Annotated in this window: 8 protein-coding genes; all 8 read left to right on the top strand. The window is 32.8% G+C overall.

Features of this window, described 5'->3' with window-relative positions; translation table 11 throughout:
• The first annotated feature begins 189 nt into the window (after positions 1-189).
• The 8 genes from ACFSR1_RS20215 to ACFSR1_RS20180 all read left to right on the top strand — a co-directional run bounded on the left by ACFSR1_RS20215 (position 190) and on the right by ACFSR1_RS20180 (position 12,154).
• Positions 190-6,300 (top strand): alpha-2-macroglobulin family protein, encoded by a 6,111-nt coding sequence (locus ACFSR1_RS20215; RefSeq protein WP_378294862.1) that lies wholly within the window; start codon positions 190-192, stop codon positions 6,298-6,300.
• 238 nt (positions 6,301-6,538) lie between these two features.
• Positions 6,539-6,862, top strand: coding sequence for a hypothetical protein (locus ACFSR1_RS20210; RefSeq protein ID WP_378294861.1), 324 nt, complete (start codon positions 6,539-6,541; stop codon positions 6,860-6,862).
• Positions 6,843-7,550 carry a TauD/TfdA family dioxygenase gene (locus tag ACFSR1_RS20205; RefSeq protein WP_378294860.1) on the top strand — a complete coding sequence of 236 codons (708 nt, stop codon included), beginning with the start codon at positions 6,843-6,845 and terminating at the stop codon, positions 7,548-7,550. The genes ACFSR1_RS20210 and ACFSR1_RS20205 overlap by 20 nt, the downstream gene beginning before the upstream one ends.
• 102 nt (positions 7,551-7,652) lie before the next feature.
• Positions 7,653-8,630: a hypothetical protein gene (locus tag ACFSR1_RS20200; RefSeq protein WP_378294859.1), complete on the top strand. Its 978-nt coding sequence runs from the start codon at positions 7,653-7,655 to the stop codon at positions 8,628-8,630.
• Between the two features lie 135 nt (positions 8,631-8,765).
• Positions 8,766-9,215, top strand: coding sequence for a hypothetical protein (locus ACFSR1_RS20195; protein WP_378294858.1), 450 nt, complete (start codon positions 8,766-8,768; stop codon positions 9,213-9,215).
• A 72-nt stretch (positions 9,216-9,287) separates the two neighbouring features.
• A complete protein-coding gene (locus ACFSR1_RS20190) occupies positions 9,288-11,018 on the top strand; it encodes a WD40/YVTN/BNR-like repeat-containing protein (RefSeq protein WP_378294857.1) in 1,731 nt (576 codons plus the stop codon).
• A gap of 339 nt (positions 11,019-11,357) precedes the next feature.
• Complete coding sequence (locus ACFSR1_RS20185; RefSeq protein ID WP_378294856.1) at positions 11,358-11,726, top strand: FEKKY domain-containing protein; 369 nt, start codon at positions 11,358-11,360, stop codon at positions 11,724-11,726.
• Positions 11,723-12,154, top strand: coding sequence for a hypothetical protein (locus ACFSR1_RS20180; RefSeq protein WP_378294855.1), 432 nt, complete (start codon positions 11,723-11,725; stop codon positions 12,152-12,154). The genes ACFSR1_RS20185 and ACFSR1_RS20180 overlap by 4 nt, the downstream gene beginning before the upstream one ends.
• Positions 12,155-12,171 lie beyond the last annotated feature (17 nt).

Raw genomic sequence — 12,171 nt, 5'->3', positions numbered from 1 at the left:
CACTTACTCACCTACTCATTTGCTTAAAATACTCACTCACTTAAATCCTTCACTAAACAAAACAAGCTTTTCCCTAATTTATCGTTGCAATTATGTAGCTTTATATAGTTATTTACCTTCGTCAAGTTTTTAACCCCAAATGTGGTACGAGACTTGTTATCGTTTTAACAAACACAAAAAATCAAACAGATGAAAAAATATATCATTCTTGTTTTCATACTCTTTATTACAAACCTACATTATATGGCAGCGCAAGACAACCTTAACTATCAAGACGATTGGAAAAAAGTAGAAGATTTTGACCAGCAAGGGTTACCAAAATCTGCGCTGGAAATAGTAGAAACTATATATAACAAGGCCAAGAAATCAAACAACATCAATCAGATCACAAAAACCTTAATCTATAAAGCTAAATACAACCTGGTTTTAGAAGAAAATGCACAATTAAATATCATCCAGGAGTTTAAAACTGAAATTGCTAAAAGTAAATTTCCAAGTAAAAATATCCTGGAAAGTATTTTAGCCAATCTGTATTGGCAATATTTTCAGGAGCACCGATGGCAATTTTACAACAGAACCAAAACTTCAGAAAAAGTAGATAAAGAAGACTTTAGAACCTGGGATTTAGAAACCTTATTCGAAGAGATCCATTTGTATTACCAGAAATCACTAGAGAATGGTTTGTTAGCTCAGCAAACGGATTTAATGAAATTTAATGACATCCTTACGCAATCCAACGATTCAAAAATTTATAGACCAACGCTTTATGATTTTTTATCTCATAATGCCTTAGCGTTTTACAAAACTTCAGAGACCAGTATTACCAAACCTGCATATGTCTTTGAGATAGATTCACCGGATTATTTAAAAGATCACGCACAATTTTCCACAATTACCCTTAACACACAGGATTCATTATCGTTACAATTTCACGCCTTAAAGATTTATCAAAACCTTATCAATTTTCATAAAAGAGATAAGCAACCGGATGCATTGATTGAAGTAAATATAGAACGTTTAAAATTTATACACGACAATGCTATTTTTAATGACAAACAAGAACTTTTACTAGCGACATTACAATCTGAAAAGAAGAAACACCAAAACAGTCCTTCTTCCACGCTATATGATTACGAAATTGCAAACCTTTATAAGACACAAGCTGCCAGCTATATCCCTAATGAAAACGAAACACATCGATGGACGCTTCAGAAAGCAATAAAAGTATGTGATGAAGCTATGGCCAGCTATCCTAAATCCAGAGGTGCTAAAAATTGTGAATATTTAAAAGAACAGATACTAGATAAACAGGTTAATTCCATCAAAGTAGAAAGCTATATTCCTATCAACAAACCTTCACGACTTTTAGTGAACTATAAAAACCTGGACCTACTCTATTTCAAGGCTTTAAAGATTTCACAAAATCAATTAAAATCATTTCAGAAAATTTATGAAAGAGAAAAACAAATCGCTTTTCTGAATAAATTATCAGTAGTGAACTCGTGGGATGCCAAACTTCTTGACGAAAAAGACTATCAAAACCACAATATAGAAATTGCAATTCCTGAGTTAGCACAAGGAATCTATATGATTGTAGGATCGACAACTAAAGATCTTAGTGAAAAACATTTATTTTCTTTTGGTAATCTACAGGTGACTAATCTTACCCTAGTAGAAAACAAAACAGCGAGCGAAACAAAATTTCAGGTAATAGATAGAAATAACGGTGCACCGATTACAAATGCCAGTATAAAACTCGTATCAGATAGCAGAAGAAACAGTCTAAACCAAACCTTGACCACAAATGAAAAAGGTGAAGCTTCTTTTAATACAGAAGGTTATTATTACAATGTAACAGCCACTGTTAGCAAAGGATCTGATAAAGCATACTTTGGAGGATTGTATCTCAATCAATATGCTGCTAACGATACACCTGACAACAGTACCAGACATACCTCTTTTTTGTTTACAGACCGAAGTATTTACAGACCGGGACAGACCGTTTATTTTAAAGGAATTATGATGGCGGCAACAGGAAAAGAAGATCCTAAAGTAGTAGCCAACAGACCAACTTTTGTAAAACTTATCGATGTAAATGGCCAAGAAGTTAAAATGCTAAACTTTAGAACCAATGAATACGGATCCTTTGCAGGTGAGTTCATCCTACCATCCTCTGGATTAACCGGTAATTATATCATTCAAACGGATAATTACAATAGTACTTCATTCTCTGTAGAAGAGTATAAAAGACCCAAATTCGAAACAAAATTCAATCCGGTTACCGAAACGTATAAGGTTAACGACAGTATCAAACTAACAGGGACCGCCACTGCCTATGCAGGAAGTAATATTACGGATGCTAAAGTAGTATATCGAGTATATAGACAAGTGCAATATCCGCGCTGGTGTTATTGGTTTCCAAGAAACACCGAAGAACAGGAAATCACACACGGAGAAACTAAAACTAATGATACCGGTGAATACAACATTACATTTGCAGCAGTACCTGATAAAAGTGTATCAAAAGAAAATCAGCCCATTTTTACCTACAAAGTAATTGCAGATGTTACAGATATCAATGGAGAAACCAGAAGTACGACAACCTATGTAAACGTAGGATATCACGCGCTAACAGCATACATCAGCATACCTTCAGAAATTGACAAAACCAAAAAAGATCACACGCTTAGTGTAAGTACTCAAAATCTCAATAATGAATTTGTGGCCAATAACGGTACCATCAAAATCCATAAGCTAAAGGCCCCAGAATGCCCTTTGCGTGCTCGTCCCTGGAAAGCGCCTGATTATAACATTCTAACAAAAGAAGAGTTTAAGAGGTTGTTTCCTCATGATGCTTATCAAAATGAGGATGACTTTAGAAACTGGGAAAAAGGAAATCTGGTTTTTGATAAAACCTATAACACCATAGCAACCAAAGATAATGAGAAAGGCACACAGGAGTTATCGCTGGGAAATATCAAAAAGTGGGAAACCGGTAAATATGTAATCGAACTTGATACCAAGGACAAATTCGGGCAGGAAGTGAAAGATATCAGATACTTTAGTGTTTTTGATCAATCAAACAACACCATTCCGGATAATAAATTGTTTGAAATTACCTCAAATAAAAATACCTACAAAATTGGTGATGAAGTAATACTAAAACTTAGTTCTGCTTCAGAAGATATATATGTAACAATAGATATCGAAAAAAACCATAAGGTTATCGAAACTCAAATCATAAAACTATCCAACAGTAGCAAAACCATTAAAATACCGGTAAAAAAAGAAGATCTGGGTGGATTTGCTATTGCATATAGCTTTGCAAACTATAATGGATTCCAAAGTGGTACGCTACCGATAGCCGTTCCTTATGAACCTACAGAACTTACGATCGAGACCAAAACCTTTAGAGATAAGTTACAACCGGGACAACAAGAAACCTGGAGTTTTACAATCAAAGGTCCAAAAGGAGACAAAGTAATTGCAGAACTGTTGGCAAGCATGTATGATGCTTCATTAGATCAATTTAGACCACATCAGTGGTATTTTAATCCTATTAACAGACCTATTTATTACTCCTATTCTCAGCGAAAAGCCAACAGAAGTTTTGCACAAGAGAATTTTAATATCTACGACGGATACAGCTGGAAAATTGGTTTCCAATATCAAGGTTATGATCAACTGAATTGGTTTGGACTGTATTTTGGTAGTTCTTATTATGGAAACGATCTTTTAGGAGGCGTAAGAGGTAAGAAAATGAGAAGAATGGCTAATGAAAGTTCTCCCGCTCCAATGGCAATGGAAATGGCTACGGATGATTTAGAAATGGAAGAAGTTGCTGTAACTGGTAATGCAGTCAAAGAAGAAAGTGAAGCAGATTCTTTAGGTCAAGTTGAAAATAAAAGCAACAAAAAAGAAGACCAGAAAGATCCTTCTCTAGAAGCTGTCAAAATCCGTAAAAACCTGCAGGAAACTGCTTTTTTCTTTCCACAGTTAACCACGGATCCTGAGGGCAATGTAAGTTTTAACTTTACAGCTCCGGAAGCTTTGACCAAATGGAAATTACAGTTGCTGGCTCATACCAAAGAATTGAATGCCGGCACACAAGTATTAGAGACGGTTACTCAAAAAGAATTAATGATCTTGCCAAATCCACCAAGATTCTTACGAGAAGGAGATCAAATTATTCTAAGTTCTAAGGTATCTAACATTTCTACCAAAGACCTTACAGGGATTATCGAACTACAATTAACAGACGCATTAACCGGAAAGTCTATTGACACTGATTTACAGAATACTAATATTCGTCAGGATTTTTCTGTAAAAGCTGCAGGAAATACAAATGTATCCTGGGAACTCAAAATTCCGGACAATGTACAAACGGTTCAATATAAGATTGTAGCAAAAGCCGGGGATTTCTCTGATGGTGAGCAGAATGTATTACCTGTGTTATCTAACAGAATGTTGGTAACAGAAACATTGCCAATGTGGATACGCTCTGATCAGACCAAAACATTTACATTAGATAAGTTAAAAGATAATACATCTACTACCCTAAAAAACCACAAGCTTACGTTAGAAATGACTTCTAACCCGGCGTGGTATGCGGTGCAGGCACTACCATACTTGATGGAGTATCCATATGAATGTGCAGAACAAACATTCTCCAGGTATTATGCCAATTCATTGGCAAGCCATATTGCAAATTCTAATCCTCGTATCCAGGAAGTGTTTGATCAATGGAAAAATACAGACGCTTTATTGAGCAATCTGGAAAAAAATCAGGAATTAAAATCGTTGATTATACAAGAAACGCCCTGGTTAAGAGATGCCTTAAGCGAAACCGAACAAAAGAAACGCATCGCTTTACTTTTTGATTTGAACAAAATGAATAATGAACTGCAAAGCGCATTAAACAAATTACAACAAGTGCAGTTTGGTTCCGGAGCTTTCCCGTGGTTTAAAGGTGGAAGAGAAAATCGTTATATCACACAACATATTGCCGCTGGTTTTGGGCATTTAAAAAAACTGGGGGTAACCAAATTTGATAGCAAGACCCAAAACATGGTCCAAAAAGCAGTTCGCTATCTGGATCAGGAATTCGTAAAAGAATACGAAGAGCTTAAAAGATACTGTAAACGTAATAAAATAGACATCAATAAAGATCATCTAAGCTATACACAACTTCATTATTTATACATGCGTAGTTTCTTTTCGGATGTCAACAGAGCTAATAGTACCAATGAAGCCTGGGAATATTATATGGGACAATCTAAGAAATATTGGTTGGACAGAAGTTTATATTCACAAGGAATGCTGGCGTTGATACTACATAGAAATAATGAACCTGCTACGGCTACTAAAATCATTAGATCACTAGATGAAAAAAGTATTACCAGTGAGGAACTGGGTATGTACTGGAAATCTAATAGGGCAAGTTGGTACTGGTATCAGGCTCCTATAGAAACGCAGGCATTGATGATCGAAGCTTTTGCAGAGATCGAGCAAGAACCTAAAAAGACGGAGATTGTAGATAACCTGAAAGTTTGGCTATTAAAAAACAAGCAAACTAACCGTTGGAAAACTACCAAAGCGACTACAGAAGCGGTCTATGCATTGTTATTACAAGGCAGTGATTGGTTATCGGTAACCGATATGGTGGAAATTGTATTGGGTGATCAAAAAATTGATCCAAGCCAGATGGAAGATGTAAAAGTGGAAGCTGGAACAGGATATTTTAAAACTTCCTGGAACGGAAATGAAATACAGAAAGATATGGCTACTGCCAAAATCACGAAAAAAGGAAAAGGAATTGCCTGGGGAGCATTGTACTGGCAGTATTTTGAAAACCTGGACAAGATTACCTCTGCAGAAACTCCGTTAAAACTGAAGAAAAAACTGTTCCTAAAAAAGAATACGGATAAGGGAGAAGAAATCACAGAGATCACTGACGACACTCAATTGCAATTAGGAGATTTGGTGAGAGTACGTATAGAATTACGATCAGACCGTACGATGGAATTTGTGCATATGAAAGATATGCGAGCTTCTGGATTAGAACCTATCAATGTGCTCTCTCAATACAAATATCAAGATGGATTAGGATATTATGAAAGCACCAAAGATGCTTCTACTAATTTCTTTTTTGATTATTTACCAAAAGGAGTATATGTTTTTGAATATGACTTGCGGGTTAATAACAAAGGGGATTTCTCTAACGGAATTACTACAATCCAAAGTATGTACGCCCCGGAATTTAGCAGTCATTCTGAAGGAGTAAGAGTAAAGGTGGAGTAACAGTAATCAATACCAGTCAGTTGGCCAAAACGAACTGACTCGTATGATTACAAGAATGGATTAGTAGCTTTGTTTTCTGGGGAATTTTATGTTTCTTTCAGAATATAAAATAAAAATTAACCGTAGAATTAAACGTTTAATTCTACGGTTGTAAACAGTTGTTATAATAAAAATAAATACAATTGCTGTTATACAGTAGTTAGGCAAAATAGAAACAATAAATTGATCAAAAATAATTATGAATATTCAATATTTCTTAGATCACGATGAAGATGGTAATCCAATTCTAAAAAACATTGATATTGACATCACTGAAAATAAGTCAATTGAAGAGCTTATTATTAAATTACATGAAGCTATAGAAGTTCCGCTACATAAAGAGCTGAAATATGATGGAGAAATTATCAAGGTATCTTGTAGTCACTTCATTCAATCTGATCCAAGCGGAGGATTTTATAGTGGAATTGAAGATTTAAGTAAAAAAATAAGTGAATTCCCTAAATATGGGGTGAATGGAGAACTAAGCTTGTTTATAGAAAGAAATGAAGGACTGGTTAATTAAATATGATTTTGAAGAAAAAATTGATCCGAAAGAAATAATTAGTAAGTTAAATTATGGAACACATATAGTTCAAATTAAAAACTTCCCTAAAAAAGACTTAGCTTATGAAAATTTTATTACCAAATTAGGTAATCCAATAATCGAAAGAAGAAATAATCAAGGACGATCTGTTTTTGATGTAAAAATATCTCTTCAAAATAATCTCTTTAAGTCATTAGCGAATTCTAACTTACGTTTTCCTTTACATACAGATTGTTCTGATTTTGAAAAAATTCCTAATTGTATCGGAATGCTTTGTATAAAACCAGCATCCAAAGAACAAGGAGTAAATAGTTTTGCATTCTTAGATAATATATTAGATAAACTGAGTGATAGGGATAGATTATATTTAATAAATAAGAAATGGTTATTTAGAAATCAGAACCGTTCAATTCTAAATAAAGACAAACATCATTACAGAATATGTTATGATAGAGTTATGATAGAATCTTTTTCAAAAACAGATCACCAAGAACTGGAAAAATTAGATCAATTAGATAGAATTTTCGAAAGCTGTAAATTTAATCTTAAGATGAAAGAAGGTGACCTAATTATTTTTAGAAATGATATAATTCTTCACGGACGCGAAGGTTTTGACAAGAACTCTGATAGGCTTATTAAAAGGATCAGATTCAATGTTTTGAAATAAAAAAAACTTTGCCTAACAAATTGTATATTGCATATGCACCCTTCGGGAAGCAAACGCAACATACAAGGAACGTTATGTGTAATAAAAACTCTGAAACAAAAAATGAAAACTACTTCTGAAGATTACATAAAGTTGTTTGAAAACATTTTAGAATTAATACACAAAGCTCATTTATCAAGTTTGTTTTCCTATGAAGTTTTTGATTCTTTCCCAAATAATATAAGCGATAGCCTTAAATCAGACTTTAATAATGAAATATCTTATTCTTTGAAGGAAAGACAACTTTTCATTGAGGGAAAAAATAAAGAAGAAATTAAAGCGATTTTAGGAGAAAGAACGAAAAGTATAATAAACGGCTCTTCCTTCTCGTATCCATTTTATAAAATCCAAAAAATCGCCCATAAAAACTCAAATACACCTAAGGTAATTGCAGGTATAGGAAACAACAATTTATTAATATCCGAGATTGATTTCCATTCTATTATTTCAGAGAAACAGCTTGTATATATTGTTGGCGTAATTGAAGGGTTTATTTTAGACTCAGTCCGAGTTATTTATTACACTAATGAGGAATATATAGAACAGCATAATGTTAAGCCTGATTTTTCGACTTTAAAAAATTTAGAGAATTTTGAAAAACTTAAAACCGAAAGGATAATTCATATAACTCATAGAAAATGGGGGAAAGGAAGTTTCTCAACCAGAATGAAGAGAATTAAAAGCAAATTTAGGCTTGATTTCGACTTTGATAAACGCCTAGTGGAAATCTTAGATGAAGCAAACTTACTGAGGAATTGTATTCTGCATAATGGCGCAAAAGTTTCTATAGAGTATTTTGATTTTATTAAAGGCAAAAAAGAAACTAATATTGGTGATGACATTATGATTGATAGATACTTCACTGAGTGTTTGTATTACTTATCTCTCGATTTTGTTACAAAACTGTTTTACTTAGTCGAACCCATTACATTTAAAACAGGAATCGGAGAACTAGTTTATGACCATAGTTATTTTAAGGACGTTATGCTTAAAGAAGATAATTGGATTTATAAAAGGCTTACTGAAAATAAAATATACTAAACACAACAACGGTTAAGAAAACATAGGCAGACAAGGCTTTTAGAATGGTTCGTATATCTAGCCAACCTTGTTTTCGGTGGACAAGCAACCACTTCGAAAGCGCTATGTTTCTTAGCCGAGCCGTTACCATACATTATGAAAAACACATTTCTGATATTAATTTTCTTTATCACTTATTCTGGATTTGCTCAAAAAACTATTCGGAATAAAAAGAAAATGTGTGAAATGCTCACCGAAATGCGAAATGAAGACCAATTGCATAGAGGGACATTATCGGAATACATAAACAACAAAGAAAAATATTCCCAAAAAGCAATCGATTCGGTTTGGGCTTTACAGCTTGAAATAGACGTCCGAAATACTAAAAAACTAATTGAACTGACTAAAAAATATGGTTGGATTAGTGACGAGAGAATTGATTGCCCAAAACTGAATATCTGGCTAATTTTTAGACACGCTCAAGAAGAATATTTTGAGGAAATATCGGAATTAATCGAAAAAGAATATAAAGCGGAAAGATTAAAGACCTCGCATTATCGATATATAAAAAATCATTTGGAAGGAAGACCAAGAATGAATAACTGAAAAGTATAGTTTACTCAATCCGAATTTTAAAATAGAGCAGACTGAATTAGCTTCGTATAAACGAATGAAACAATGAGAAAATTACTCTTACTATTAATATTTATTTTACCATTATCAATCTTCAGTCAGGATATCTATTTAGCCAATCTTTCCATTAGTGGAGGAGTTTCGGAAATAGGTGTATCACCTTCAGAGAGGATTTGGATTGCTACGAAACCGGGAAACACATATTATACAGATAAAATTGGTGAACTGTGGCATATGGGACCTTTTGGTTCTCTTAATCCTAACAATCTTAGTTTTGGAAAAACCTTTGAAAGAGTAAACTTTTTCGATGAAAATACCCTAATGATTTCAGGGTTTATACAAGAAGGTGGAAAACAAAACTTTGTTTTTCGTTCAACTGATAAAGGAATAACTTGGAATAAAGTAAAATTCGGCAAAAGTAGTTGGATTGATGCTGCCTACATTAACGAAAATGGAAAGGCTTGGATGAGTGGAAATTCTCAACTTATTTATTATACTGAAAATAAAGGGAAAACTTGGAAAAGCTTTGATAAAGCAGGAAATGAAAACGCATTACGATTTGCTACAATTCATTTTGCTAAAAATGAAAAAACAGGTTTATTTGGTTCTTTTTGGAACATTCTGTATAAAACGACTGACAATTGTATAAGTTGGGAGAGATTACCAACACCCTTAGACCAAAAAAAATATGAAAGGCTTTCTAAAGAACATAGACCTGATATAAGAAAAATAAGAATTTTCGGTGATTATTATATTATTAATCAACAAGGAAATATCTTCTATACAAAAAGTGATAATATAGACTGGATAGAACTACCAAATATATCTGACTTTGAAACTACGTCAGATGAGTCTATTTATTTAATTGGCAAAGATTTGAAAACAGAATTAAGGGATTCAAATTTCGTATCTATTTGGCAATCCAACGAACGATTAAGTAGTATTCCAACGGCTATCAATACTAAAAACAATAGCCTTTTCGCTTTCACTTACGGAGAAATTTATAAAATCAACAAAAACGATTTTTTGGTATCAAAGCTTAAAACTAATGACATACCAATTAGAGAGCCTTACTTAAAAGTAAATTACGATGGGGAAGAAATTGGATTTGATGGAACTACTGTTTTAAGATTTGATAAAAATAGAACGGAATGGTATCGATATATGGAATTACCTATTAACGTTTCAAACGCAGTTATTTTTGAAAACCAAATTGTAATTGCAGACAATTATTTAGACAAAAGATTTGTTGTAAATATTGATGAACAAAAAATCTCTGAATACAAACTTCCAAAATCTCTGTTTAGTCTATCAAAAAATAATATTGATAAATTTTCAATTGAAATAGGCAGTCAAGGTTGTTTTCATAGCGATAGGCAATTCAGAGAGTATAGAGTAAAAAACAATTCATTTAAACTATATAAAAAAGGCAAACGTTTTTTATCCAAGATGAATAAAGAAATAAATCCTCAATTATTAAATAACATAGTTAACGAAATTGATAATTCTCGTTTTAAAAAACTAACAGTAAATGATTTAGAAATTTCGGAAAAAGACTTAGATAACTTTAAAGATTTCATAGATAAGGAAGAACAGAAAATAAAGAAAAAAGGTTACGACCGCCTTGACTATTATAATTATTACACTTTTCCAGGTGAGAACACAGATTTTAGTTTTTATAAAAATGTGGCTGACAGATTTGATTCGATTCCAGATGTTGTAATTAACCAAGTATTTAATACTGGATATGGAAATTGGAGTACCACAACCGTTTAGAGAAAAATAACAATTGATTTTAAAAATGGAGAAACCTTGACCATTGAAAATTCGGACGATAAACCAAATTATTTATATACACCTTGGATTATAAATTTTAACGGATTAATACTTAAAAGTAATTCTTTAAAATTAGGTAAGTTAATTAACGAACTAACTAATGGAGATTTATATTCAGATGTTTCCAAAGAAAAAAATTATGCTATCTACAAAGTATCTGATTTTCTTTACAAACAGTCACTGAATAAAAAATAACTGTAGGCAACAATTTGTATATTGCGTATGCCGCCTTAGGCAGGCAAACGCAATATACAAGGACCGTTGTACGTAAGTTGATCAATGAAACGCAAAAAGAAAATAATACTCGGAATTGGAATCTTTTTTATCGGAATTTTATTCTGGCAATTCGGATTTTTTAACCGATTCAATTATTTGACGGCAAAAATTGACGGTTGGAGAGATTCTGCTCGTATTGTATCAACCGAACCACCAATGCACGCTTGTGGAGTTCCTTGTATTGGACTAAAAGAAAAGTATGGTTTCCACGAACATTATACAAGCTGTGTTCAAACTGGGTCAACTATGCGAGGAATTAAAGCATATAATGCAGAAATTGAAAAATATCTCAATAGCAGAAACGGAAACGATTGGCGAGCTAAATACCAAGTAGAAATAAACCTATTAATAGAAAACAATTGGTTGGAATGAGTAAAACCTTAAAAATAATTCTTGGAGTTTTGGTAACAGCTTTAGTCACAATATTTGGAATAATAATGTTTGGACTTAATCTTATGGACGAAGAAGATAGATATGGAGATTTAGTTTATTTCAATCAAAAGGTAGAGGATGGAGATATTATTTTTCGCTGTAAACATTCCGGAGAATTAGGACAAACGACTGAATTTAATGAATACGGGTTAATAGAAAAATCTTTGAATAAGGTTTATGTTTGGGATAATCAAAATACAATTAAACAGGAACTTTACGATTGGGCTGGAAAAGGAAATGGTGAACGAGTAAAAGTATTTAGAATAAAAAAATCTGACTTTGATATAAACCAAGCGAAATTAAAAAACGGAACATATAACTATCTTATGAATTCTAACAAGATGGAATTCGTGACAGAAAATTATTAATAAAAAACCTACGTACA

Source organism: Aquimarina rubra (assembly GCF_042684305.1).
Lineage (GTDB): Bacteria > Bacteroidota > Bacteroidia > Flavobacteriales > Flavobacteriaceae > Aquimarina > Aquimarina rubra.
This window is presented reverse-complemented; position numbering and strand designations above follow the sequence as displayed.

Coding starts and splice junctions, on each gene's coding strand:
- ACFSR1_RS20215 (WP_378294862.1), top strand. CDS start 190: ATGAAAAAATATATCATTCTTGTTTTCATACTCTTTATTACAAACCTA.
- ACFSR1_RS20210 (WP_378294861.1), top strand. CDS start 6,539: ATGAATATTCAATATTTCTTAGATCACGATGAAGATGGTAATCCAATT.
- ACFSR1_RS20205 (WP_378294860.1), top strand. CDS start 6,843: ATGAAGGACTGGTTAATTAAATATGATTTTGAAGAAAAAATTGATCCG.
- ACFSR1_RS20200 (WP_378294859.1), top strand. CDS start 7,653: ATGAAAACTACTTCTGAAGATTACATAAAGTTGTTTGAAAACATTTTA.
- ACFSR1_RS20195 (WP_378294858.1), top strand. CDS start 8,766: ATGAAAAACACATTTCTGATATTAATTTTCTTTATCACTTATTCTGGA.
- ACFSR1_RS20190 (WP_378294857.1), top strand. CDS start 9,288: ATGAGAAAATTACTCTTACTATTAATATTTATTTTACCATTATCAATC.
- ACFSR1_RS20185 (WP_378294856.1), top strand. CDS start 11,358: ATGAAACGCAAAAAGAAAATAATACTCGGAATTGGAATCTTTTTTATC.
- ACFSR1_RS20180 (WP_378294855.1), top strand. CDS start 11,723: ATGAGTAAAACCTTAAAAATAATTCTTGGAGTTTTGGTAACAGCTTTA.